Below are 23,365 nucleotides of genomic sequence, written 5' to 3'. Positions count from 1 at the left end.
GCGCTTTTCTCTTTATTCCGGATAGGTACGGCGAGCCCAACGCCGAAGCACCTCAATTCGTACAAGGTTTTGTGGCATGCCCCTTGGCGGGGCGAGCCATCATCAGGTTGGCGCTGCTGAGTTGGGCATTTGCCTTACCTAGCGAGCGGAAGGGCGTAGAACGCTATAGCTCCGGTCGCGGTAGGGACGGCAGTTACTTACCGCCCTCCGCCCAGATCCGTGCGTGCGGAACTACCGCATAGGCGTTGATCACGCAGGACGTACCACTTTAAGCTTCGTATGGGGTTGGTTGTCAGGGGCCGTCGGAGGTGGGGAGTCGAGTTTGCCGCGTAGCGGGAAAGATTTTTTGATTACTCTCGCGTCCATCTATGCGGTAGCAGCTCTGAAATCTCACTCGCCCGCTGCGTCGGCAGCCGCGTGAGAGCATATTTCAAATAGGCATACAGATCATGCCCATTCATGCGCGCTGACTGGATCAAGCTCATGATCGCCGTCTCCCGTACACCGCTGAGAAGCGACCCGGCGAAGCGAATCATCGGGTGCACGTCCGGCGGTTAGGTTTCTCGCGAAAAGTATCGGTATTCACTGAATGCGTAGTTCTGAAAGGAGTTAATGTCTATGGCCTGGAAACTTGCCTGTTTTGACCTTGATGGAACCTTGGCCCGAACCAGCACCGGCCTGCATCTCGCCCGAAAGATCGGCCATAGCGATGTAATGCGCGAGCTGGAGGACGGTTATCAAGCGGGTCAGATTACAAACATTGAAGTGGCTACCCTCGATGGTTTGCACTACAGGGGCCTTAGCCAGAAAGATATCGCACTTATGCTGGATGACATACCGGTAATCCACGATATAAGGAAAACCGTTGATTGGCTTCAGGTCAATGGAATCCCATCGGTGATATGCACACTGGCCTGGAAATGTGTCGCTGAGTTTTTTGCCGACCACTATGATTTTATAACGTCCAGCGGACCCGTATTGAAAACCGACCACATGGGAGTTTTCACGGGAGAGGTCGAATCGCACTTCACCGAACACGACAAGCCTGTATTTGTTAACTCACTGTGCCAGTCTCTCGGCGTGAGCATGTCGGAGGTGTTTCATGTGGGCGATTCGCTGTCTGACATTCCGCTGTTTGAGAGGGTGGGATTCTCTATCGCCTTGAACGCGAATCAACAAGCCAGGCATAAAGCGCAGGCCACGCTCGATAGCGATTCGCTGTTTGACATAATTGGCCTGATTCCTGGCCTCTATGCGACGGCGAATAGTGCTCACTGAATCAGTGGTGTTACCGCTGATGCGATTTTGACCCAGGCTGCCGGAATTCATTGACCTACCCAAGTAATCAGCGAACGAAGTCTTTGCGCGGAAATTCAGAGGCTGCATATAGGTCAGTCAGAAATCAGCAATCTGGGTCAAAAATCGTATTAGCGCCAACACGTAGGTGGCTATCTAGTCTTTTCGGAGACATTAAAATACGCCTCTCAGGATATGGTTGTGTGACAAACAGGGCAGGATGATGGTAAGTGTTCCGACCGCATATTAGGAGGGTGTATTGGCCGGACGCTTACTGCCGACGCAGCGTGCGAGTGAGATTACCGAGCTGTTGCCGCACAGGTGGGTGCCAGTTTGATCAGTCAAACCTGTTCGGCAGACACCCCTTTAAACAAACGACGCTGTTTAGGCATTGGCCAAGGCAAGCCTCAGTAGATATGAAAACTTAGAGATTGCTACGTTGATCTCGTCTTGGGTGTCGCCATCCCACTCTTCGACTGACTCTAACTCTAGTTTTAGCGACTCTATTCGCCCTTTGATATCGGCAACTTCTTCGCTCTGGCATCGTTGGCGATTGCCTCCCACCTTGCCTGTGGGATGTTTTCCTGGATTGAGAGTCCTGCCCTAGCTTCAGCAATTAGCGCCGTTAGTTGGCTCATTGGGTATTTATCCTTACAAAGCAACGTATCCGTTATGCCTAATCGCTGTGCACGTCCGCCGTCTACACCTCACGATCCTAGCCAATAAAGGCGACGCCGTCCGCATATTTGATGACACTTTCACCTCAAGCTTCAGGAAAGGTGTGATGCCCGGACGGTTACAAACTTATGATCGCCGCCGCACGGTATCCGTCCGGGCATCCCACCTTGCGCGACCTCAGGGGATCAGGGGCAGCCGATACCTCACCTCTACCAGTGCTGCGCCTCCCCTTTCGAGATTGCGCTCACTCCCCGTTTCCTCAATACATCCTACGCTGCGATAAAATCGGATAGCTCGCTCATTTCCGGTCAAGACCCAAAGGGTTAAACGCTGATAACCTTGCTCTATCAAGTGCTGCAACCCGGCCTGCCACAAAGCAAAGCCGACTCCAGTTTTCCAGTGTTCAGCAAGAACGTAGAGAGCCATGACCTCAGCTGAATTTTCTGCGGCTATATCCTCATCTCGGCATACCCCGACCGATATCCAGCCGACCACCTCGTTGTTCAGCTCCGCGACGAATACGGTCGATTCGCCCGACTCAATCGAGCGAATCCAATAGGATTCCCGTTGTGGCATCGAAGCGCCCAATGACAGCAAGTATTCCGCAGGCATCAAGTCACAATACGCGTCTTGCCAACTGCTGATATGGACTTGCGCAATGGCTTTTGCGTCCGATGGTAATGCTTTCCGAATCATAGGTGCTCCTTTTCAGATTCTCGACGTTTTGCGTCCCAACATTTTCACACTCCTGTGATTGGACATTCTGAACGGAGAATGAAAAAGCCCCGGCCATTCCTGGCGGGACTTTAGTCAATACATTAGTACCTACGCGCGCATCACCTTATGGCCCGCCCAAGGCGGTCATCAAGGTGCGCATCATGTTCAGTCGGTAGGTAATATTCATTGATTTATAGTCTGGGGATTTATCTCAACTGTCAATGTAGCGCAGCGCCTGTGCAGCCCGCCAGATGCGGAAGCCGTCATGCATCAGAACTTTCATACGAGTGGCCCGGCGTCGCAGGGGCTGGAAATTTAAGGGCTGTAGAGCTTCTGGCTCGAAGGTCTTGCACCTCAGGCCTTTACGATCACATCCAGCAAATCAGTCGGTTGCTCGACTAGCTTGTCGGCACCGCACTTGATCAGCTCTGTGCGGGTGCCGTAGCCCCACAGGTCGCCGATGGCAAGTAGTCCGTTTTGATGAGCGGCGACAATATCATCACGCTTGTCGCCAATCATGCAGGCGGACCTAGGACAGATCGCCTCTGCCGCCAGCATTGTATCCAGCAGGCGGGATTTGTTGTCCAGTTTACCATCCGGTGAAGTGCCGAAAACGCTTCGGAAATGACCTCTCAGCGCTGTATCGCCCAGAATGCGCTCGGCAAACTCCTGACGCTTAGAGGTAGCGACATACAACGCGTACCCTTGTGAAGTCAGTGACTCAATAGCTTGTCTAATCCCCGGATAAGCCACTGATCCAGATATACCGTAACGCCCATAATGAGTTCGGTACAACTCGACGCCTTGGTCGATGCGGTCATCTCCATAAGGCACTAGCAGTTGTGCCATTACCTGAGTCATCGGCGGCCCTAAAAGGTGCGTGATTCCGGCAGAGGGTGTGAAGTCGTGACCGAGAGCCCGAACGGCGTGTGTCAGACTGGCGACGATACCTGGCGCTGAATCAACGAGCGTGCCGTCTAGGTCGAAGATCAAAATTTTCATAGCTTTCCTTTGAAGGTCAGCGGAAGGCAAACATCCGCTAGCTAGAATGGCCTAGTTTGCTTATTAATCGTGTAGGACACGCCACAATGTTTCTCGCGTTGTGGCATCCAGCGTAACCCGCTGGCGATCCATGACCTGTTTCAATCCCTCACCTATGTATGCACCCGGCATCGTAAGGAAGCCGTGCTTGCGGAACCAGGGGCCATTCCAAGGAGGCTCACGAAAAGTTGTCAAGCTCACCGCTCGAACCCCGAGGCTTTCAGCATGCTCTATGGCTGCCGAAAGCAGTTTTGCCCCAATCCCCATCCCTGAAGCACTTGGGCGAACGGAAATATTGTCTAAATACAAAAGCCCGTCCAGCGGTCGCATTGCCGCGAAGCCCATTATTTTATGACTATCGCTATCGAGCGCCACCACGACACGACAGGCCTCAAATCTCACAGGGGTCAACGCAGGTGTGTCAGCGATATGAGCTAGAGATGGAAATGTCCTGTAACGCAGACGAGCCTCTGCCGAGATACGGCATAAATCCGCCACATCCTCAGTACGACTCAGCCGGAAGTAGTAGGTATGCATGCTTTCTATCCTTCAGGCTCACTGGATTCGTAGTCTAATTTTACCTCGCATAACTCAGTTCAGCATCCACACATGAGAAAGCAACTGCTCGAATTCACTCATCCGCTGTGTCAGCGAACGAGTCAAAACGTACTTGGAGTAAGCATAGGGATCATGTCCGTTCATGCGTACGGATTGGATAAACTCATGATCGTCGATGTCTGTTTGCCGCTCCGCAGAAAACTGCGAAAAGCCAGTTCTAACCCCCAACGCCCAAGGTCGGATCTAGTTCCCCGCCCAAATATTGGCCGAGTCGTCGAGTTAACGCTACAGCGCCGGTCACCGAGTAATCGCTTCGGTGTACATGGAGACCTTGGCCTTTGGCTGCTTACCTTGCGGTGGACTTATGGAGTGCTTCTCGCTAATGTCATATCCAGAATACTGACGCATTTCGGCTACTTAAAAAGGGATATCTATATGGAAGTACGTTGCGCATCAATTGAAGAAGTTCGTCAGCACATAGACCGCATCGATCGCGATGTGGTTGCACTCCTCGCCAAGCGAGGCGAGCTCGTCACTCAGGCGGCGGGTTTCAAGAAAACCACTGATGATGTGCGCGCTCCAGCCAGGGTTGAACAGGTCATCAGTAAAGTGCGCGGAATTGCAACCGATTTCGGCGCCTCACCTGATGTCGTGGAACGGGTATATAGAGCTATGATCTCTGCATTCATTGAAGAAGAGTTGAAAACTCACTCAACCTTAAAAGAGAAGTTTTAAAGACTTCGGCTTTCACAGTTACTGAGGCTCCGCGAGGCTGGAATTTAAGCCCCGTACCTCAACTCTAAAAGCCGCGACGGCGAGCACAGCAAACGATGTTTGATGCGCCTCCCGACGTTGGAGGCGAGTGAGATGGGCCAGTTGCTGCCGCATAACTAGGAACCGGTTTCATCACGCAAGATGTGATGCCCAGACGCTTACGATTGGTTGATACAATCGGAGCCTCAAGCCCTATCCCAGTCGCGCCCTTACCTTGGGCTTACAACGGGTGCCCCACTAATGTCATCACTTTTTTTACACCGCAGTTGCGCTACTGGCGAGGAAATCTGATGCTCTTACATATGTCAACCTGGCCCGAAATCGAGCTTTTCTTAAAACGTAGCCGCACCATCGTCGTTCCTATTGGCTCAAACGAGCAACACGGTCCAACCGGCCTGCTGGGCACTGACTGGCTGTGCCCGCAAATAATTGCTTACGAAGCACAGAAGCATGGCGAGATATTAGTCGCTCCAACCTTTAACATAGGCATGGCGCAACATCATCTGGGTTTTGCTGGCACAATCTCCTTGCGACCCTCGACCTTTATGGCAGCCATCTGCGATTGGACGCGATCATTGACGATCCATGGCTTTGAGAAGATCCTTTTTCTGAACGGTCACGGCGGCAATGTTGCATCCATCGAAGCGGCATTTTCCGAACTTTACTCTGACGCCAGCTTCGCAAAAAAACCGGCAGGCTTTGCTCTGAAGTTGTGCAACTGGTGGGACCTTGAAGGCGTGGAGCAACTTGCGCGCCAACAATTCCCGGAAGGTCACGGGTCCCATGCGACACCGTCGGAAATTGCCGTGACCCAATGGGCGTATCCGGACTCAATCAAATCAGCTGATTATTTTCCGTTGATCGCCAACTCGGGCCCCGTCCGTGAAGCCAGCGACTTTCGCGCGCGGTTCCCTGATGGGCGGATGGGCTCGAATCCCGGCCTAGCTAGTGCGGAAAAGGGTGGCGAATTGGTAGCCATGGCGGCGAAAGGCTTAATACAAGCACTGGACACGTTCAGCAATGAGCGGGGTACTGACTGAGGCCGGAAGGCACCGCAATCAGCCAAAAATCGTACATAATCATGGTTAACCAGGTAACCGGATTCTGTTTACCAGCAGACGCAAAAATGCCCACCGGGGGGTGGGCTTTTCTGTGGGGGGCGATTTAACGAATGTCCCGTTTATGAGAACCTGGTTAGACCTTATCCGGGACCCAGTCACCGTCGACGTATTGTCCCTTCTCCGGCTCAACCGGCTTGCTCAGATAAAACAGCGTGCATGGGGTATTGTCGCCGGTCCACCCCGGCACTATTTGCAATAGCTCATGCCCCGATTCGATTAGCTGATTGGCCTGGATCAAATCGCTGACTTCCACAATCTCTTTAACGTGCGCGAGACTCATGCTGACTCCTTGTGCTGCGTTAAGACCGTTCCAAAATAGTCCGGCCGGGATTCCCTTTGACGCAGTTAAAACCGTCCCTAACGCTTGGCCCAATCGTAAACAGGCTGCTCGTAAACCATTAGCTCGCCGCGCTCGGCAAGCAGCTCATCACCAGCTCGCACAAACTCTGCTTTCAGTTCATCCACGGTCACACCATAGAAGTCGCTGGCAGGAGTGCCGCCACCGTCACGCAAGTTAAGGAACATCAGATGATGCCGGGGGAACCCTTCAAATGGATTTGTCGGTGGCGTCATATCCGTATCGCTCATAGTAGGTGTCCTTTCATTTCGTTTTAGGTCCCTTCAGCTCTTGAGGCTAATGGAATGCCTTTTGAAGGTATGCGTCCGGCAAAGTCATCTAGCATAAGTTTGCCGGCTAGGCGAAACCTCAGGAACTCAGTCCCAAAGAGGCTGCATGCTAGGTCTGGTATAACCCCAAACGCGTGGCACCCCATCCTCTAGAGAGAAGGGAAGGTTGTGCTTTCTTAGCGTGGAAAGTAGCCAATCGAGTGAAACCGCTTTGAGTTCGATCCACTCAATTTCTGCTACCGGATGGATGTGATAATGCCATTCTCGATCCCAATCTGTGCAGTAATCGCTTGGAGCTAAGACACTGTGCAATCTGAACTCAGGCTTCATTTGCGGGGCGTTAATCATTGCTTTGATCAGCTCAACCCATTTGGTGTTGTTCATGACGGGAAAAATCATGCCCGCAGTCAGCAGCCTGCGAATTTTCGCTTTTGTAACCTCGTCGAGTTCAGGCAGCTGATGCATAAGATTCGCGAAATTGTATGAAGTGAGTACAGTCTAACCCAACACACCTTCTGCGATTAAACGGGCACCCAATCGTCCTTAATGCTGGAGTTCGGAAGATGTGTTCGCCATCCGCTTACCAACCAATGGCTGGCCTAGCACTTAGGTGGCCCAAGCGGAATGGCTTTTGAAAAGTGCCCCTTGACAAGTACTCTCCGAGTTCACAATCTATCTGCATGTACCGCTGACGTCGTCAGCAACATGCCCGGGTAGTCTGGATCTCATGACTACGATGCGTTTCACGCATTGATCCTCCCATAGTTCGCAAAGCATCCGGAGGCGCGAACGTTCGGCAATATCATTTGCCGATGGATGCACACTCAACGCTTCAACTCACCCAGCGGGGAATCACTTCCCTTATGGGTTGTGTTTCTCCGCATTTCCTTCTGCAGGAGAAACATCATGAGTCATCGTAGCTATAACTTCGGCGTGTTCTTAGGCACGGCTGTTCGTGAAATCATTCGCGCAACCCGGCCCGCACCCAAGGCGTTTGTCCAAACTTCCCCAGTTCTCGTAGCCCTGCCTAAACCGGTGCTAACCGATGCCCAAGTGGCCGAGTACAGCCAAACTTCAGCAATTGCTCGGAAAGGCGTTGACCTCGATATGTGGTTCAAAGCGAATACGAAAGAGAGTCCTCCTCCGTCTCGTAAACCTCGAAAACGCAAGGCCATACCTGCCATTGCCGCTCAAAAATCGGCCGACGGTATGAGGTTCGGTCCGTTAAACGAACTGATCGCCTAATCAGTACAGATCTACCCAATGCCTCCAACCCAGTCGGGAAACTTTCCCGATGGGGAGGTTTCCCGGCACTTCGATGCCAGGACTTAACCATGAACAAAATGACTCGATCTCTTCTGCCAATAGCTCTGATCATCCTCGTGATCGGCGCTGTAGCTAAACTCCATCACTTCGACAGCAACGCCAAAAATGAAGCGGTAAAACGTGATGCTCGCTGCGCCCAGCAAGCTAGCGAACCCTATGTCCCCTTCAAGCGTAGCTTTGACTGCACCAGCTGGAAAAAAGTGACGTCCGATGCTCCGGTACCTGCGAATGGCTGACAAGGAAACCTTGTGAAGCCCTTTATAAAAGCAACTGTGATGCGCACTTTCTCAAGCTGATCGCCCACATCTAATACAAAACCCACGCGGGGAATACTTTCCCTCTTGGGTCAAGTGTCTCTCTGCTTTCTGCTTCTTGAAACTGGAGACTCACAATGAACCACAACCCTGCCCGCCTGCCGCTTCTACTTGAGATTGGATTCGTAGCATCTCAGGCAAGATTCACTGATTGGCTTGACAAAAATCATCCGATGACTTTCCAAGAGGATGACGATCCACACGACTTCCCGATTTACTTTTTAGCTACCGATCTTTGGAATAAAGCCGAGGAGTTGGTTAGAAAGCTGGTCTGCATGGACCTTACTTCCCGATTCACCCCTGAGTGCAATTCTCTTCTGCAAGAGTACGGTCTGCTCGAGCACTACCGTAAAGTGCGCTATCACTTAGATGAGGACGAAGACCTCCCATTTAATCCTTGGCCCGGTCTCCCTGACTACCCTTATCCTTGGACAGAAAAATGACATACAGCCCCTTCTTAGGGGCTTTTTTCTTTTCAGGGCTTGACAAAGCATCACAGCCTTTCGCATTCTTGAGACATGTACCGCTGACGTTGTCAGCAACATGCCCGAGGTAGTCTGGATCTCATGACTACGATGCGTTTCTCACGCACTGATCTTGCCCATAGCTCGCAAAGCATTCGGAAGCGCGAACGGTTGATCAGATTTCTGATTAATGAATGCACAACGTTTCTACTACCCAACGGGACCCTCCCGTTTGGGCAGGTCTCGTGATTATCAGGAGGCCTTCATGAAAAGCAGTATTGCGCTTTACCAAGCATTGATTTCGATTGATGTCGAGGAATCCCGCGCCGCTGCAGTCGTAGATGCTCTGGAGTCGGATATGCAAACGCAACTCGCGACGAAAGCTGACATCGAAAAGCTCGAGTCTCAACTCGAACTCAAACTCACCATTCGTATGGCTGTCATGCTCTCTGCTGCTGTAGGCGTTATGCTTGCTGCGTTCAGGTTCATGCACTGACAATCATTCAAATTGCCTTACCCACCATGCGGGGAATACTTTCCCCCATTGGGCGAAGTGTCTCTCCGCTTTGATACATTCGAAACTGGAGATTCACCATGAGCAACTCTTCCAACGAAGCTAAGTACTTTGATCTGCACACCACCGGCATTGGTTATCTCAACCGCGTCCGTGAAGTGAAACCTCGCAAAGGTAGCCCATTCATGGCTGTGACAGTAGCTGCTCTAAAAGGCAGCTCTGATTCGGTGGAGTACACCTACATTGATTGCAACGTGGTCGGTGCTGATGCTGAAAAGCTGATTCGTCGCTGCCAAAACGCTGTCGACGCTGATAAAAAGGTCCTCGTGTCCTTTCGAATCGGTGACATTTGGGCGGATGCCTTCACTTATGATAAAGGTCCTAAACAGGGTCAGACCGGCGTGAGCCTCAAGGGTCGTCTCCTGTATATCGCCTGGATCAAAGTGGACGGTGTTACCACCTACGAAGCCAAACCTGCTGATGCTACCCCGCCCGTCGACGCAAGTGCCGCTTCTTCTGACTCGCCTGCCTCAGGCGCCGATGAAGAGTCTGCTCCGAATCAAGGAGATGACGCACCTGCCGAACCGGTTAAAGCTTCTCGCGCTCCCAGAGCTCGTCAAGCCGCGTGATCGTTTAGCCCACTCTCTCAAGGCGCCCTTTCGGCGCCTTTTTTTCATCATCTACCAAGATTGCAGGGTACTCATACCCTGTGGGGCATGGTGTTCCCTGAGCTCAGGAGCTTTATACCGTGACCAACACTCTGTCCTTTACCGCAACAATTCATGGAACACTGTCCTTTGATGGCATTGTCCCAGCTCCATACCATTCAAGTCAGTACTGCAGCATTGATTTGGCTCCTTGTAATCTCATGTCAGCGGCTACAACGGCAGCTGAGGAAGCGATTGCAGCGAGCGCTTTTAACCATCCAGTTCATGCGTCTGGTTTCTCACCGGAGCATGTAACAGTACGTAGCCAATGTGGATCACTCTGCTTTGCAGCCGACATCAACGGCACGGTTGTTCATTGGGTACACGATGACGATGACCTTCTCATCTGGGAGCACAAGTTTTTATCAGAGCTGCCAGATCAGGATCAGGATCAGGATGACGATCAACATAAATATTCAACCAACTAAATCGACCATATCACTTACTCGGGGGCACTCCCCCCGAGGTCTTGTCCTTCTCTGATTCTGGAGACCCACATGCAAATAAGACAGATCAACCCATTTGTACGCGGCTTTACCAACTTACGCTATCAACGCGTAGTGTTAATTACCTACGAACCAGATTGTCCGCCTTGCTACAAAGCATTGCATCCGTCACAGGAGCACTTGCAAGACCATGAAATCCAACTTCACCCTTGTGTCTTCACTGACAATTTCGCCTTGGTACTAGAAGGTCCAGCTGTAGCTGACGATCTAATAGATCAATGCCTGAGTAGTGGCCTGATTAGGGATGTACTGTACGAGGTACAAGCTACAGAGGATGGAAAAACCATTCACCTCGGCGACACCCCGACATCAGACAGCGCTCAAGCGCTGATCAAACGACTGACCTTCCATACTGGCCACTACAGCCGATCATGGGAGATCAATTCGGACCACATTTCTGAAGATGCCTTTCGTTTACTTCAGCAATTGGCTGCGTCGAGCACGAAAACGGGCTTGAATTTCGAATGTTTCTTGCTGGATGACAGCTACACCGTGGGTTGCAAGCTCTTTTGCACGCCGTGGACTGATGACCATCTGCTCGAAGTTGAAGGCATTACAGCCGAGCAACTTAAACAGCAGCAGCTCGAAGCAGGCCTACCTGAGTCGTTGATAGGTGTGCTTTTTCTGGCGAGCTTGGCCGATGTCCGATTTCTGGTGTTCGATTCAAGCGCTCTCGTTCTTGAGAACCTCCCATTGGCTCGAAATGCATACAAACAATAACTGATCTAACACAACCATCATTTTCTGATCGCTACAGCAAGGCACACGACCTTGCGAGGCAACGTGTGTCTTCGTTGTTTCAGGAGCACGCATGATCACCCTTCCAGGCCAACTGGCTATACGCACAATCAACGGCCGACATGGAGATTTCAATGTCGGACGGCTAACCACTTCTATCGGGGAGTTCGTCATCAAAGATGCGCTGCTCGAGCAATACACAGAGGGGAAGTACGCCGGTGATTTCGCGATCATTGAAATTCGCCCCTCGTATTACGTCACCGGTGGACGACTCGTTGTCGAGATCCGCGCCCGCCTGGACAGCATGACCCTTGATGACGTTGAGAATCTGTCGCTCGACGACAACTCTCATATCGATGCTCAGACCCCTGATCCAGTCGATGAAGATCAACCCAATGATCGTGCGCGTCCGACCCGATCGGCAAGGACAAGACCTGCGCCTGATCGTATTGACGATGACGCCCCATTTGGAATGACCGACCCGTCGGCATCCGCCAAGGCCTCCGATGATGCAATGCTTTTTGGCGCGATATGGCCTCTGGGCGATGTAGTCAAACTTGACTCAACGGTAGACCGACAACAGCTGCGCGCTCAATGCCAGCGTCTATCTGAAATGGGTTATGCCCTCGATTTCAGGCAGCAACTCTGGAATCGAACATAAAATTAATCGACCTGAACATCCGTAATACTTCATTAACCCTGGGGGCACTTGCCCTCTGGGTCAGGTGCCGCCCTCATCGAGTTCGGCGCTATGCGAAACCCACCTCCATCGAAGCTGTACCAGATCGATGAGTTTCCCGACCTATACGTTGACGCTTGTGTCTGCGATGAACAACGCAACCTGGTGTTCTTCTCAGCCTGGGGCCGCGACACCGTTCTGCAGGAGTTTTTCGCCAGATTGACCCTTGGGCGAGCGGAGGGCGGTATTGAGCAGTTTCACCTGATGCTGGACGGCCATCGCCTGCCGGTATTTCCGAACCCAGATCTGCTTGAGAAACGCACAACTCGTCAGTACCCCGGAACATTGTTCGGCAGCCTCCTGCACATCTGGCTTTTTGACCGGCGCTGCGCTGCGCCAGACATGGCTAATCACTTTGCTTATGCCCTGCTGCATGAGGGCGATGAGCCGCTGGAAAGTCTCTGGCCGCTGGTTACATCGACGTGCCCTCTTCCGCTACTTCAGCACTGGCGAAAGCCGGTCATGCAGTTGCTGATCGATTACGGAATGCTTTCACCGTTAGCGGGCGCATTGGGTGCAGTAATGGTTTGGAGACTGGCTCTCTCTATCGATGCCCTTGAGCTCGCCTTGGGAGAGTTAATCCGAAACGGCCATCTCACAATCACACAGGCTGACGCCTGAACTTACACATCAACTGGGCAGCGCGCTGCCCTTCATTGCATTGGAGAAATACCATGGCACTCATGTTCCCGCGCCTGGCTCGAAACTTTGCTAAGAACGGCTACTACCCAACAGATGAAATCACCCTTGAAAGAACACTTCAGGCTTTGGCCCCCGCCATCGCTGGCACCATGCGGATCTTTGACCCATGTGCTGGCGAAGGTGTTGCTCTTGCTGAAGTAGCTCATGCTTTGGACAGAGATCGTGTTCAAACCTATGCGGTGGAATATGACCAGGAGCGAGCACGACATGCCCGCTCAATGCTTGACCAGGTACTGCACAGCGATCTGATGGATACGATGATTTCCCGCCAGGCTTTCGGTCTACTTTGGCTAAACCCGCCCTATGGCGATTTGGTCGCAGACCATAGCGGAGCATCGCAGTACCAAGGATCCGGACGGCGCCGCTTGGAAAAACTGTTCTACCAGCGATGCATATCACTGCTGCAGTACGGTGGGGTGCTGGTGTTTCTGATACCGCACTATGTGCTCGATGACGAACTGTGCGGCTGGCTGTGTAACCACTTCACAAGTCTGCGGATCTTCTCGGCAGCTGAGAACCAATTCAAGCAAGTTGTAATCTTCGGTATCCGTGTACGACGCCAGCATCAGGCGCGATCTTCACATCTGGCAGGCATAAGGGAATACCTGCGCAGTATTGGCAGTGGTACCGAAGTTGCTCCAGAACTACCCGAGCAGTGGCTGGACGAACCTTACAGCGTTATTCCCACATCCACTGAGATTCAGCACTTTTACCGCGTCACGCTTGAACCAGATCAGTTCTCCCAGGAAATCTACCGCCTGAAAGGACTCTGGAGTGACTTCACTCTGCACTTTAGCCAGCACGGAATGCAGCCACGACCTCCAGTCAAGGCACTGTCCCAATGGCATCTGGCACTCGCACTGGCTGCGGGAGCAATCTCTGGGGTTGTTACATCTGGATCAGGACGCGTCCTGGCTCTCAAGGGCGACACCTACAAAGAGAAAACCCACAAAGCTGAGCTCAGCGAGGATGAAGAGGGCAACGTTAGTGAAGTGAGGATCCTGACTGATCGTTTCGTTCCCGTCATACGGGCATGGGACTTGACCCCTGGATCACCACTACTCGGTCGTGTTTTGACCATCACATCGAATTCGCCCGACTCAGCACAAACATCTTCTGACGACCCGCTCGAGCCAGCCGCCCGAACTGCACCTGGTTTTTCACTAGGACAATTGGTGACAACGGCTTCAGTTGACCATCTGGTTGAAGCGGGTGAGCTAAACCTCACACCCTTTATTCGCCGACACGCCTTATGTGACTGGGGTGAGTTAGGTGACGACGACAAGGATGCTAACAAGCTAGCACTACAGCATGGCGATCGGCTGTTCTCGGCTTATGACACTCAACTCGACGATGAACCTCGGATTTGGATCATCACCGAGGCCGACCGTAGCGTGACAACCGTCTTGCTGCCTTCCGACTACTGATACTGCCCATTCGGGCCATCGATACGACCAACCCAGGGTATGTGCCATACCCGTCGGGTGTCGTGCATGCCCTGTTTTTCTAAATACAGGAACCGCACGATGAACGAAATTACACAGCTCTTGCCCACTGAATCGAATCGGGCTTTGAACATCTCACTGACAGACTTTATCGCCGAATTTGGTGATGAGTTGCTGGGCTCTCTCAACCGCTCCAATCCTCCGGTATATGACGGTCAGGCCAACGAGCTACGAACAGCGATAATGGCGGCGCTCCAGCGCTCACCCTTTCCAGCACAGGCACAGGTTGTTCAGGCGGTGACTGCGTTGTTACTGGACCGCAACGAACAAGCTGCGATCATCAACGCAGAGATGGGTACAGGGAAAACCATGATGGCCATCGCCACCGCGGCCGTAATGCATGCGGAGGGTTATCGTCGAACACTTGTGATTTCACCGCCACACCTGGTCTACAAGTGGCGCCGTGAGATCCTGGAGACCGTACCAAGCGCTCGAGTCTGGGTCCTCAACGGACCTGACACGTTGCTAAAACTACTAAAGCTGAGGGACACCCTTGGCTCCCAACCCGATGGCCGACAGGAGTTCTTCATTCTTGGCCGCGTCCGGATGCGTATGGGGTTTCACTGGAAACTGGCTTGCTGGTCAAAGCGCGCTTTGGGTGGAAGACACCTAGCGGCATGCTCAGACTGCGGTCATGTGCTCTCCGATTTGGAAGGCAACCTAATCACGATTGAAGATTTTTATCGTGATGAACGCCAGCGTAAATGTAGCCACTGCTCAAGCCCGCTTTGGACACTGATGCGACCTGGGCGAGCTGATGCAGGTGAGCGGCGGAACATCATCCTCAAGTCTATGTGCCGTATTCCCACAATCGGCCCCGTTCGGGCAGAGCGACTCATGGTTGACTTCGGGGAGGACTTTATCGCCTCGATGCTGGTGGACAACGTCCATGAGTTCATCAACCTGATGGACGCCCAGGGAAATTTCGTCTTTAGCGATCGGCAGGCCAAACGCATGGAGCGCGCCATGGCAAACATTGAGTTTGGGTTTGGTGAGGGTGGATACCAGCCAACTGAGTTCATCAAGCGTTACTTGCCGGATGGCTTTTTTGGCCTGCTCGTGGTGGATGAGGGTCACGAATACAAAAACAGTGGTTCGGCTCAAGGCCAGGCCATGGGGGTACTTGCGGCCAAGACACGTAAAAGCCTTTTGCTGACCGGTACTCTAATGGGCGGTTACGCCGATGACCTGTTCTATCTCCTGTTCCGGATCCTGCCTAAGCGAATGATCGAAGACGGATACCGTCCTAACCATCGCGGTAGCATGGCTCCAGCAGCGATGTCATTCATGCGTGATCATGGCGTACTGAAGGACATTTACACCGAGCGTGACAATCAATCTCACAAAACCGCCAAAGGTAAGAAACTTTCGGTTAGAACAGTGAAAGCCCCGGGTTTTGGCCCTAAAGGCATTCACCGGTTTGTACTGCCCTTCACGGTGTTCCTAAAGCTCAAAGATATCGATGCGAAAGTCTTGCCTTCGTATCAGGAAGAGTTTGTGGATATCCCAATGGCTCCGGATCAACTGTCTGCATACAACAAGCTTGCAGGCGCCTTGACTTTGGCACTACGCCAGGCTCTGGCAAGACGCGATACCACGCTGCTGGGTGTCGTGCTCAATGTGTTGCTGGCCTGGCCGGACTGCTGCTTTAAACCTGAGACAGTCAAACATCCACGCACGAGGGAGCTATTGGCCTCCGTACCAGCACTCTTCGCCGAAGAAGATCTGATGCCCAAGGAAGAGGCGCTGATCGAGCTGTGTCGGAAAGAGAAAGCCTTGGGTCGCAAGGTCCTTGCTTACTCCGTCTACACAGGCGAACGAGACACTACCACTAGGTTGAAGCGCGTGCTTGAGCAAGGGGGATTTAAGGTTGCGGTACTTCGGGCGACGGTCGATACCGCACGTCGCGAAGACTGGATCCTTGACCAGGTAGACCGAGGCGTCGACGTATTGATCACCAACCCAGAGCTGGTTAAGACAGGTCTTGATATGCTCGACTTTCCAACCATCGTCTTCCTGCAGACGGGATACAACGTCTACACCCTTCAGCAGGCCGCACGTCGGTCGTGGAGGATCGGGCAGAAACACGCTGTTCGAGTGGTGTTCTTTGGCTACCTTGGCAGTTCTCAGGTGACCTGCCTGCAGCTGATGGCCAAGAAAATCGCCGTATCGCAGAGCACCTCAGGGGATGTTCCAGAGTCTGGACTGGACTCTTTGAACCAAGACGGCGATTCCGTAGAAATGGCACTTGCCAGACAGTTAATCAACGCTTGACCACGGCCACCTTTGGGTGGCCTTTTTTATACCAAAACGTTCAGTGATTTTGCTACGCTATGGGAAGTTTAGAACTAATCCATGCCTAAGGAAATGTCATGATTAAGGATACAGGCTCAGCTCTAAGAATGGAAATATTGGAAAAAGCCGCAGAACAGCAAATTGTAAAACCACTACGTTCCTACGGATGGAATGCAAACATCACGTCAAGGCAAGTTCCTGGAGAGTTCTTAATAGTTTCTGCCGTCAAGCAGGGGCATGAGCATAAGGTCGCGCTTATGTATTCATCTGCCACAGACAATCTGCATTATAAATCTTTGGACAAACAGGTTGAACACATATTCACGAATGGCGAGTTGTACAAGATCGACAGCTTTGCCTTCGGGATTGATTGTAAAGTTTCACCGATAAGCGAGTTCTTCCCTCTCATGATTGATTGGAGCAGAGCTCTTTCTCCTCCCGCAGAGGTCTCCGTAAATAACAGGCCACGTCAAGGTACAATTCGAATCACAGCCGAAAAACCTATTGATGGAATTTGGGCGCATCTTAATCAACTTGCTAGCACTTCACTTGCTAAAAAACTAATCATTCGTAGGTACTTAGAGAGTGGTTTGGAGCTGCCTGAGGCACTTTTGGAGAGCAAAGCTGCAGGAGTAGCTTTCTCTGTCAGAAGTGCTTCCGATTACTTCAATAGCGCGGCAAATGAAAGCCTAAACAAAAGAGTTCTGAGTTTGTACTATGGCTCATTGGCGCTGGCATTCGCTGAAATGCTATCAGCACCGTACGGGCCTAGCGACCTAGATGAAGTCGAAGGGATGACGAAGAACGGGCATGGCTTGTATACCGTTGCGTCTGGCACGAATGATTTTGGGGGCCTCACGGTTGGACTACTGGCCACAGGATTTTTTCCCCGCTGGGTTAGTTTTCTTGGCCATGACGTCAGCAATTTCCCTCGAAAAAAAGCCACAACCACTAGTGACTTAAATTCTTATACAAGAGGTACTTTTGCGACAATAGAGCAATTATTTTCAACATTGCCAGAGCTTGGCAACTTGTATCATGACGTTTACGAGTCCGAACCTTCCTGGGTAAACACTGCCTTCGACTCGGGAGCTGGCTTTCAGTTGAGAAACCGTCATACCGGCAGCAGCTACATAAACCTTATTGACCCAAGTTCAAAGCTCAGCATTGATCGTCTTACATTAAACAAATGGGCTATTTCTGAAATAGAGAGAAAGCATGACAACGAGTCCAAGGAAGCCATTTTCCGGGCACGAGTAGACCACGACAACTATGAGTATTGGCACCAAGCCTTGCCCTTACATCAAAGTCCTTTTTTTGAGGGAAGTGCTCTGATTCTACCTGTTCTCGGAGGCGTCTTTGAATATCGAGCTATCAGCCTATCATTACTTTATGCACTTTCTATCTTGGTTAGATACATGCCCAGTGCCTGGAGACGTGTGGAAGGCGGGGATTGGGACGAACATCTGACGTTAGTAAAAATGACTTTGGATATATTTGAAAGAGTCTTGCCAGAGCAGTTTCTCGAAAGCATCACTGATCAGCGCATCTACTCGAAAATGCCAGGAACCTTCTAAACTAAGAACTTTGCAAAGGACGGAATCCAATGAGCAACAGCACTGCATACATATCGCTAGCCTTCATGCTACTTGGAACGATCGCTAGCATATATGCGATCTGTCAGATCTTTTTTTATTTTCATGAAAAGAGTTGCCCGAAAAAAAATGAATTCTCCAACTCAGTACTGCGCCATGCCCGATCGGACATGCTTTTGACCCCAAAAGATGAATATGAAATCTTGACAGGCTACTACATGAAACACATGCAACGGTTTAAATATGGAATCGTGGGTGCCGTCGTATGTGTCTTTATAGCCTTTTACCTAATCATGTAACTTCTTTAATTCGAATCTTCTAAAATGTGAACATTTAGTCCACGCTTTCAACACCAAGCTCTCCGATGCTTTGGAAACCCATTCCGATTGAAAAACGGTTTCCTGCTGCTTCAGGTCTTCGTTTTTGCGAACGTGCCTCACATCTTGAGTGAGGTCCCCCATGAAGCTGCCACTGCGCCCTTCTCTTACCCGCGCTGCCATCCTGCAAATACTGACCCTGATCGTGCTGATGGGCATCTTAGTCTACCAGCAGTCGCAGATTGTCCACCTCAAGGCCGGCTTTGAGTCCGCTGCGAACCAGGAAACCGTCAGCGCGATCACCCAACGCATCGATGGCCTGGATGACCGGCTCGATGCCGCCAGCCAGTTGAAGTCCGTAACCATCGATGATTTCAGGGCCGGCCAGCAGGCTCTGTCCAACCGAATAGATGCCGTTCAAGCCCTCCTGAAGCAGGTGCAAGAGGCGGCGAAGGACGCTGCCCAGCAGGGTGCATCGATGCAAGAAGTTGTGGTCATGGGCGCTCGGATCGAGGAGCTGCAGGTGAAACTCCAAGACCTGCGTGCGGCTAAATCAGCACCAGCTCAAGCCACGGCTGCGGCCAAGCCAAAGACTCCAGCCCCCTCCCGCCAAACAATGGCACAAGCCAAAGCTAAGGAGGCTCCTCCACCGTTTTCGGTCGTGGGTGTGGAGTATCGCGGCGGTGAACGTTTTTTATCGGTAGCGCCCCCTGGCAGCACTCAACTGAGCCAGCTGAATCTCGTTCGCCCCGGTGACATGGTCGCAGGAAGCAACTGGCAGCTAAGCAGCCTAGACGAATCGCGTGCTTTGTTCAGTATCAATGGCGCTCCTCGCATCCTGCCCCTGCGTCCCTAGAGGTTCATATGTCCATATTCAAAATGAGAGTGTTCACCACTGTAGGGATCGTCCTGTTGGCACCCATGGGCCTTGCCAACGCGGCGAACGAAAACTCTGCACAGTCCAACAGCCGAGAACAACAGAGCAACTTGGTCGGCAGCCAAGCGCAATCCAGCGATGAGGTGCTGGCCCGCGAATGGAACCTTACCCCCCAAGATTGGCAGCGCTATAAAACGTTAATGCAGAGCTCGCGTGGGGTGTACTCCCCAGGACTAGATCCGCTCACAGCGTTGGGTATCGAAGCCCGTAGCGATGTAGAGCGCCGCCGGTTTGCTGAGCTACAGGTCAAGGCAGAGGCGCAGCGTACTGCCAAAGAGCTGGCATACCAACAGGCATACGACGACGCATTCAGACGCCTGTACCCCAACATGATGCCGATCGCCAGTTCGGCCTCACAAGCGCCAGCCGCTAGCCCCGCTAACCAGGGTAACGGCCGCTTGGCTGTATTTGTAAAAGACGACTGTCCAGAGTGCTCAATCCGGGTAAAAGCCCTTCAAACTCAGAAACTGCCGTTCGACGTGTACATGGTGGGTAGCCAGAACGACGATGAGCGAATTCGCAACTGGGCGATTGTTTCAGGCATCGATCCAGCAAATGTCAGAACCCGGCAGATCACTCTGAACCACGATGGTGGGCGGTGGCTTGGTCTGAGCCTAGGCGGCGAACTGCCAGCCGTAGTGCGTGAGGTGAATGGACAATGGCTGCGTCAGTGACATGGGCTGGCATTGCGGTGCTCTGCTGTGCCCTGACAAGTCATGCAGCTGAGCTGCCTCCCCCCGCCTATCAGCTTGCCGCCCACGCAGCCAGCATTCCATCGGAGGTGCTCTACTCGGTGGCGTTGCAGGAGAGTGGTGCAAAGCTGCGCGGGCAGCTTGTGCCGTGGCCGTGGACCCTCAACGTCGCCGGTGCCGGATATCGTTTCGCCACGCGGGCGGATGCTTGCACCGCGTTGATCATTGCCTTAGCTCAAGCAGGCCCCAAGCGGGTAGACGTGGGACTGGGACAAGTGAACATGGGCTGGAACGGGCACAGATTTAATTCCAGAAACCCATGCGACTCACTCAATCCTTACAAAAATCTTGATGTGACCGCTCAAATTCTAGCTGAGCAGCGCGCACTGGGCGGTGACTGGATAACTGTCGCGGGACGCTACCACCGGCCTGCTGGCGGTGCCCCGGCCGCCAATTACCGAAAGGCTTTTGCCAAACATCTCAGCCGGGTTACCGGCATCCAAATGCTGGTGACTAACCCATGAAGCGATCATTCATTACCGGCGCAGCGCTCTGCCTAACGGCCGTGCTTTGCCACGCTGTAGGTCTCACAGTCGTTGAAGATAAAGGTGGCATCTCAGCGTTACCCTACTATCGATCTCTTAATCCTGAACCCTCCGCACCTACCTCAAGCGGGCTGGCATCACAGCTGAATCCTGTCGTAGCCCAGGGTTTACCGATCCGAACAACACGCATGACGCCAGGGAGTGTTCAAGGCCGCGTTATCAATGCCCCGGGCCTGCAACCTTTGTTCCTAATAGGAGACGATGAAACGTCACACCGGTGGATTCTGGAGCGCGGCGCGCTCCTCGAACAGATGCAGGCGGTAGGACTAGTCGTGAACGTGGCGACTCCAGAGCGGCTGGCCGTCGTCAAGAGCTGGTTACCCAACACGCTCGTATCACCCGCCTCCGGTGACGATCTGTCTCAGCGACTGGGCCTAAATCATTACCCGGTGTTGATCACCCCAACTGCTATAGAGCAATAGGAGGTTGGGCTATGGCTCACGATTACGCCATTGAATCCCTGCTTAGACCTGCCGTCGAGCTCTATACCGTGTACGTGTGCACTGCAGGCGCGTTTCTCTGTGTGTTCGCGCCGTGGGCGTTTGCGTTGACCCCGTTATTCGGCTTCGTGACGTCTGCAGGCTTTCTGGCTTTAGGTTTCGTGCGGCTGAAACAGGCTTGGCATGTTCTGCGCTATCGACGAAACATCAGACGACTGCCTCATTACACGATGACCAGTAAAGAAGTGCCTGTGAGCAATCAACGACTGTTTATTGGCCTTGGCTTTCGCTGGCAGCAACGCCATACGCAACGGCTAATGGATACTTACTTACCCAAGTACTCGAGCTACGTTGAAGCCACACCTTTGTTCCGAGCAGCCCGTCGTTTTGAAGAGAGAGCGGAGTTTGCACCCTATCCCGTCCGAATCTTAGCCAGAGCCACGTCTTGGGACGTGCCCATCAATCCGGTTAGACCTCTACCCCCTGTCGGTGGGTTGCCGCGGTTGCACGGCATTGAGCCATTCGAGGAAAACGTGTCTCTCCCTTTGGGCGAGCGGGTAGGCCATTCAATAGTACTGGGCACTACTCGTGTTGGGAAAACGCGTCTGGCTGAATTGTTCATCACCCAAGACATACGCCGTAAAAAACATGGGCAGCACGAGGTCGTAATCGTCTTTGATCCTAAAGGCGATGCGGACCTACTCAAACGCATGTATCTGGAGTGCAAACGTGCTGGTCGCCTGAATGAATTTTATGTATTCCACCTAGGGTGGCCAGATCACTCCGCGCGCTACAACGCCGTGGGACGATTCGGGAGGATCTCGGAAGTCGCGACACGCATCGCGGGTCAGCTTTCAGGGGAAGGCAACTCTGCAGCGTTTCGTGAGTTTGCCTGGCGTTTTGTGAACATTATCGCGAGAGCTCTCGTCGCATTGGGCCGGCGCCCTGACTATCTGCAAATCCAGCAACATGTAATCAACATCGAAGGAATATTTCAGGAGTATGCCTCCAAATATTTTGATGAGTTTGATCCCAAAGCTTGGGAGACCATCGTCGCCATCGAGGGCAAGCTCAACGATAAAAACATTCCCTTCAACATGAAGGGCCGTCCGTTTCGAGTGGTGGCCATCGATCAATACCTCTCCCAAACACGCGTAGCGGATCCAGTGATGGATGGACTGCGCAGCGCCGTGCGCTACGACAAGACTTATTTCGACAAGATCGTCGCATCGCTACTTCCACTTCTTGAAAAGCTCACAACCGGTCGCATGGCGGAGCTCATCTCACCTGACTATCAGGACGTCAACGACCCACGGCCTATTTTCGATTGGATGCAGGTAGTCCGAAAAAAAGCCGTGGTTTATGTCGGATTGGATGCTCTTTCTGACACTGAAGTTGCTGCTGCTGTCGGCAACTCGATGTTCTCTGACCTGGTGTCTGTAGCAGGTCACATCTACAAGTTCGGAGTCGATGACGGCCTACCAGGCGCTGTCCCGGGAACAAAGGTGCCCATCAACCTTCACGCTGATGAATTCAACGAGCTGATGGGTGAGGAGTTCATTCCGATGATCAACAAGGGCGGCGGCGCTGGCATGCAGGTTACGGCCTACACCCAAACAATGAGCGACATTGAGGCCAAGATTGGCAACAAAGCTAAAGCCGGGCAGGTGATCGGTAACTTCAACAACCTGTTCATGCTGCGAGTGCGTGAAACATCCACTGCGGAGCTGCTGACAAATCAGTTGCCCAAGGTGCAGGTGTTCACATCCACCCCGGCCAGCTCTGCGAATGATTCCGCAACAGGCAGCACAGCCTTCACATCATCCAGTCATGACCAGGTACAACAGGTCAGCGTTCCCATGATTGAGCCCGCGCACGTGGTCGGCCTTCCCAAAGGCCAATGCTTCGCTTTGATTGAAGGTGGCAACTTGTGGAAAGTCAGAATGCCGCTGCCTGGGCATGACCCTGATGAGGTGATGCCAGCAGATCTGCAGGCATTGGCGGAAAGCATGCGACAGACCTATCAGGTCGGCAAAGTTGATGACACTGGCTGGTGGGCTGCGCCTGGGTATCAAACCCTCAACGAGTCGCTGCCTGCAGATCTGCTTGACGACTTCAAGAAGATTGCCGTAGCGGCCGAGGACGCAGCATGACATG

Annotated in this window: 26 protein-coding genes and 3 pseudogenes; 21 read left to right on the top strand and 8 right to left on the bottom strand. The window is 52.5% G+C overall.

What is annotated here, in order from left to right:
• Window positions 1-238: 238 nt before the first annotated feature.
• Window positions 239-421, top strand: a pseudogene (locus RX972_RS06955) (hypothetical protein); the annotation flags it as partial.
• On the opposite strand, the pseudogene RX972_RS06950 reads toward RX972_RS06955, so the two are convergent.
• Window positions 351-527 (bottom strand): annotated as a pseudogene (locus RX972_RS06950) (transposase domain-containing protein); the annotation flags it as partial. The pseudogenes RX972_RS06955 and RX972_RS06950 overlap by 71 nt on opposite strands.
• A gap of 91 nt (window positions 528-618) precedes the next feature.
• Here RX972_RS06950 and RX972_RS06945 point away from each other — a divergent pair.
• Window positions 619-1,278, top strand: a complete 660-nt coding sequence (locus RX972_RS06945; RefSeq protein WP_003380652.1) for an HAD family hydrolase — start codon at window positions 619-621, stop codon at window positions 1,276-1,278.
• 873 nt (window positions 1,279-2,151) lie between these two features.
• Here the strand turns inward: RX972_RS06945 and RX972_RS06940 are convergent.
• The 4 genes and pseudogenes from RX972_RS06940 to RX972_RS29445 all read right to left on the bottom strand — a co-directional run.
• A complete protein-coding gene (locus RX972_RS06940; protein ID WP_316873597.1) occupies window positions 2,152-2,670 on the bottom strand; it encodes a GNAT family N-acetyltransferase in 519 nt (172 codons plus the stop codon).
• 375 nt (window positions 2,671-3,045) lie between these two features.
• Window positions 3,046-3,693, bottom strand: coding sequence for an HAD hydrolase-like protein (locus tag RX972_RS06935; RefSeq protein WP_316873595.1), 648 nt, complete (start codon window positions 3,691-3,693; stop codon window positions 3,046-3,048).
• A 63-nt stretch (window positions 3,694-3,756) separates the two neighbouring features.
• Complete coding sequence (locus RX972_RS06930) at window positions 3,757-4,269, bottom strand: GNAT family N-acetyltransferase (RefSeq protein ID WP_316873593.1); 513 nt, start codon at window positions 4,267-4,269, stop codon at window positions 3,757-3,759.
• A 54-nt stretch (window positions 4,270-4,323) separates the two neighbouring features.
• A pseudogene (locus tag RX972_RS29445) lies at window positions 4,324-4,533 on the bottom strand (transposase domain-containing protein); the annotation flags it as partial.
• A gap of 192 nt (window positions 4,534-4,725) precedes the next feature.
• Here RX972_RS29445 and RX972_RS06925 point away from each other — a divergent pair.
• Window positions 4,726-5,025, top strand: coding sequence for a chorismate mutase (locus RX972_RS06925; protein WP_316873591.1), 300 nt, complete (start codon window positions 4,726-4,728; stop codon window positions 5,023-5,025).
• 329 nt (window positions 5,026-5,354) lie between these two features.
• Window positions 5,355-6,104, top strand: coding sequence for a creatininase family protein (locus RX972_RS06920; protein WP_316873589.1), 750 nt, complete (start codon window positions 5,355-5,357; stop codon window positions 6,102-6,104).
• 154 nt (window positions 6,105-6,258) lie between these two features.
• Here RX972_RS06920 and RX972_RS06915 read toward each other — a convergent pair whose 3' ends face one another.
• From RX972_RS06915 to RX972_RS06905, 3 genes are all read right to left on the bottom strand, one after another.
• Window positions 6,259-6,465 carry a hypothetical protein gene (locus RX972_RS06915; protein ID WP_316873587.1) on the bottom strand — a complete coding sequence of 69 codons (207 nt, stop codon included), beginning with the start codon at window positions 6,463-6,465 and terminating at the stop codon, window positions 6,259-6,261.
• A gap of 77 nt (window positions 6,466-6,542) precedes the next feature.
• Window positions 6,543-6,773 (bottom strand): hypothetical protein, encoded by a 231-nt coding sequence (locus RX972_RS06910; protein ID WP_316873585.1) that lies wholly within the window; start codon window positions 6,771-6,773, stop codon window positions 6,543-6,545.
• Window positions 6,774-6,899: 126 nt separating this feature from the next.
• Window positions 6,900-7,277, bottom strand: a complete 378-nt coding sequence (locus tag RX972_RS06905; protein WP_316873583.1) for a DUF6678 family protein — start codon at window positions 7,275-7,277, stop codon at window positions 6,900-6,902.
• 441 nt (window positions 7,278-7,718) lie between these two features.
• On the opposite strand from RX972_RS06905, the gene RX972_RS06900 reads away from it, so the two are divergent.
• The 17 genes from RX972_RS06900 to traD all read left to right on the top strand — a co-directional run bounded on the left by RX972_RS06900 (window position 7,719) and on the right by traD (window position 23,361).
• Window positions 7,719-8,057, top strand: a complete 339-nt coding sequence (locus RX972_RS06900) for a hypothetical protein (RefSeq protein WP_316873580.1) — start codon at window positions 7,719-7,721, stop codon at window positions 8,055-8,057.
• Window positions 8,058-8,146: 89 nt separating this feature from the next.
• Complete coding sequence (locus tag RX972_RS06895; protein ID WP_316873578.1) at window positions 8,147-8,374, top strand: hypothetical protein; 228 nt, start codon at window positions 8,147-8,149, stop codon at window positions 8,372-8,374.
• A gap of 155 nt (window positions 8,375-8,529) precedes the next feature.
• Complete coding sequence (locus tag RX972_RS06890; RefSeq protein ID WP_316873576.1) at window positions 8,530-8,895, top strand: hypothetical protein; 366 nt, start codon at window positions 8,530-8,532, stop codon at window positions 8,893-8,895.
• Window positions 8,896-9,181: 286 nt separating this feature from the next.
• Window positions 9,182-9,412, top strand: coding sequence for a hypothetical protein (locus RX972_RS06885; protein WP_231672443.1), 231 nt, complete (start codon window positions 9,182-9,184; stop codon window positions 9,410-9,412).
• Window positions 9,413-9,510: 98 nt separating this feature from the next.
• Complete coding sequence (locus RX972_RS06880; protein ID WP_231672442.1) at window positions 9,511-10,059, top strand: STY4534 family ICE replication protein; 549 nt, start codon at window positions 9,511-9,513, stop codon at window positions 10,057-10,059.
• A 119-nt stretch (window positions 10,060-10,178) separates the two neighbouring features.
• Window positions 10,179-10,565, top strand: a complete 387-nt coding sequence (locus RX972_RS06875) for a hypothetical protein (protein WP_316873572.1) — start codon at window positions 10,179-10,181, stop codon at window positions 10,563-10,565.
• A 69-nt stretch (window positions 10,566-10,634) separates the two neighbouring features.
• Window positions 10,635-11,363 carry an ABC transporter substrate-binding protein gene (locus RX972_RS06870; protein WP_316873570.1) on the top strand — a complete coding sequence of 243 codons (729 nt, stop codon included), beginning with the start codon at window positions 10,635-10,637 and terminating at the stop codon, window positions 11,361-11,363.
• Window positions 11,364-11,454: 91 nt separating this feature from the next.
• Window positions 11,455-12,042 (top strand): DUF3275 family protein, encoded by a 588-nt coding sequence (locus RX972_RS06865; protein ID WP_231672439.1) that lies wholly within the window; start codon window positions 11,455-11,457, stop codon window positions 12,040-12,042.
• A 90-nt stretch (window positions 12,043-12,132) separates the two neighbouring features.
• Window positions 12,133-12,741, top strand: a complete 609-nt coding sequence (locus tag RX972_RS06860) for a hypothetical protein (RefSeq protein ID WP_231672438.1) — start codon at window positions 12,133-12,135, stop codon at window positions 12,739-12,741.
• A gap of 53 nt (window positions 12,742-12,794) precedes the next feature.
• Window positions 12,795-14,249, top strand: coding sequence for a DUF6094 domain-containing protein (locus RX972_RS06855; protein WP_316873567.1), 1,455 nt, complete (start codon window positions 12,795-12,797; stop codon window positions 14,247-14,249).
• A 99-nt stretch (window positions 14,250-14,348) separates the two neighbouring features.
• The gene (locus RX972_RS06850) at window positions 14,349-16,601 is read left to right on the top strand and encodes an SNF2-related protein (protein WP_316873565.1); all 2,253 of its coding nucleotides are present in this window, start codon (window positions 14,349-14,351) and stop codon (window positions 16,599-16,601) included.
• Window positions 16,602-16,699: 98 nt separating this feature from the next.
• Complete coding sequence (locus RX972_RS06845; protein WP_316873563.1) at window positions 16,700-18,199, top strand: YaaC family protein; 1,500 nt, start codon at window positions 16,700-16,702, stop codon at window positions 18,197-18,199.
• A gap of 477 nt (window positions 18,200-18,676) precedes the next feature.
• Window positions 18,677-19,390 (top strand): hypothetical protein, encoded by a 714-nt coding sequence (locus tag RX972_RS06840; RefSeq protein WP_316873561.1) that lies wholly within the window; start codon window positions 18,677-18,679, stop codon window positions 19,388-19,390.
• A gap of 8 nt (window positions 19,391-19,398) precedes the next feature.
• On the top strand, window positions 19,399-20,145 hold the full coding sequence (locus tag RX972_RS06835; protein ID WP_316873559.1) for a TIGR03759 family integrating conjugative element protein: 747 nt from the start codon (window positions 19,399-19,401) through the stop codon (window positions 20,143-20,145).
• Complete coding sequence (locus RX972_RS06830) at window positions 20,130-20,687, top strand: lytic transglycosylase domain-containing protein (RefSeq protein ID WP_316873558.1); 558 nt, start codon at window positions 20,130-20,132, stop codon at window positions 20,685-20,687. The genes RX972_RS06835 and RX972_RS06830 overlap by 16 nt, the downstream gene beginning before the upstream one ends.
• Complete coding sequence (locus RX972_RS06825; RefSeq protein WP_316873556.1) at window positions 20,684-21,190, top strand: integrating conjugative element protein; 507 nt, start codon at window positions 20,684-20,686, stop codon at window positions 21,188-21,190. The genes RX972_RS06830 and RX972_RS06825 overlap by 4 nt, the downstream gene beginning before the upstream one ends.
• Before the next feature lie 11 nt (window positions 21,191-21,201).
• A complete protein-coding gene (gene traD / locus RX972_RS06820; RefSeq protein ID WP_316873554.1) occupies window positions 21,202-23,361 on the top strand; it encodes a type IV conjugative transfer system coupling protein TraD in 2,160 nt (719 codons plus the stop codon).
• Window positions 23,362-23,365 lie beyond the last annotated feature (4 nt).

Source organism: Pseudomonas syringae group sp. J309-1 (genome assembly GCF_032582135.1).
Taxonomy (GTDB): Bacteria; Pseudomonadota; Gammaproteobacteria; order Pseudomonadales; family Pseudomonadaceae; genus Aquipseudomonas; species Aquipseudomonas quasicaspiana.
The sequence above is the reverse complement of the archived record's forward strand: the minus strand, read 5'-3'. Positions and strand labels throughout refer to the sequence as shown.

Coding starts and splice junctions, on each gene's coding strand:
- RX972_RS06945 (WP_003380652.1), top strand. CDS start 619: ATGGCCTGGAAACTTGCCTGTTTTGACCTTGATGGAACCTTGGCCCGA.
- RX972_RS06940 (WP_316873597.1), bottom strand. CDS start 2,670: ATGATTCGGAAAGCATTACCATCGGACGCAAAAGCCATTGCGCAAGTC.
- RX972_RS06935 (WP_316873595.1), bottom strand. CDS start 3,693: ATGAAAATTTTGATCTTCGACCTAGACGGCACGCTCGTTGATTCAGCG.
- RX972_RS06930 (WP_316873593.1), bottom strand. CDS start 4,269: ATGCATACCTACTACTTCCGGCTGAGTCGTACTGAGGATGTGGCGGAT.
- RX972_RS06925 (WP_316873591.1), top strand. CDS start 4,726: ATGGAAGTACGTTGCGCATCAATTGAAGAAGTTCGTCAGCACATAGAC.
- RX972_RS06920 (WP_316873589.1), top strand. CDS start 5,355: ATGCTCTTACATATGTCAACCTGGCCCGAAATCGAGCTTTTCTTAAAA.
- RX972_RS06915 (WP_316873587.1), bottom strand. CDS start 6,465: ATGAGTCTCGCGCACGTTAAAGAGATTGTGGAAGTCAGCGATTTGATC.
- RX972_RS06910 (WP_316873585.1), bottom strand. CDS start 6,773: ATGAGCGATACGGATATGACGCCACCGACAAATCCATTTGAAGGGTTC.
- RX972_RS06905 (WP_316873583.1), bottom strand. CDS start 7,277: ATGCATCAGCTGCCTGAACTCGACGAGGTTACAAAAGCGAAAATTCGC.
- RX972_RS06900 (WP_316873580.1), top strand. CDS start 7,719: ATGAGTCATCGTAGCTATAACTTCGGCGTGTTCTTAGGCACGGCTGTT.
- RX972_RS06895 (WP_316873578.1), top strand. CDS start 8,147: ATGAACAAAATGACTCGATCTCTTCTGCCAATAGCTCTGATCATCCTC.
- RX972_RS06890 (WP_316873576.1), top strand. CDS start 8,530: ATGAACCACAACCCTGCCCGCCTGCCGCTTCTACTTGAGATTGGATTC.
- RX972_RS06885 (WP_231672443.1), top strand. CDS start 9,182: ATGAAAAGCAGTATTGCGCTTTACCAAGCATTGATTTCGATTGATGTC.
- RX972_RS06880 (WP_231672442.1), top strand. CDS start 9,511: ATGAGCAACTCTTCCAACGAAGCTAAGTACTTTGATCTGCACACCACC.
- RX972_RS06870 (WP_316873570.1), top strand. CDS start 10,635: ATGCAAATAAGACAGATCAACCCATTTGTACGCGGCTTTACCAACTTA.
- RX972_RS06865 (WP_231672439.1), top strand. CDS start 11,455: ATGATCACCCTTCCAGGCCAACTGGCTATACGCACAATCAACGGCCGA.
- RX972_RS06860 (WP_231672438.1), top strand. CDS start 12,133: ATGCGAAACCCACCTCCATCGAAGCTGTACCAGATCGATGAGTTTCCC.
- RX972_RS06855 (WP_316873567.1), top strand. CDS start 12,795: ATGGCACTCATGTTCCCGCGCCTGGCTCGAAACTTTGCTAAGAACGGC.
- RX972_RS06850 (WP_316873565.1), top strand. CDS start 14,349: ATGAACGAAATTACACAGCTCTTGCCCACTGAATCGAATCGGGCTTTG.
- RX972_RS06845 (WP_316873563.1), top strand. CDS start 16,700: ATGATTAAGGATACAGGCTCAGCTCTAAGAATGGAAATATTGGAAAAA.
- RX972_RS06840 (WP_316873561.1), top strand. CDS start 18,677: ATGAAGCTGCCACTGCGCCCTTCTCTTACCCGCGCTGCCATCCTGCAA.
- RX972_RS06835 (WP_316873559.1), top strand. CDS start 19,399: ATGTCCATATTCAAAATGAGAGTGTTCACCACTGTAGGGATCGTCCTG.
- RX972_RS06830 (WP_316873558.1), top strand. CDS start 20,130: ATGGCTGCGTCAGTGACATGGGCTGGCATTGCGGTGCTCTGCTGTGCC.
- RX972_RS06825 (WP_316873556.1), top strand. CDS start 20,684: ATGAAGCGATCATTCATTACCGGCGCAGCGCTCTGCCTAACGGCCGTG.
- traD (WP_316873554.1), top strand. CDS start 21,202: ATGGCTCACGATTACGCCATTGAATCCCTGCTTAGACCTGCCGTCGAG.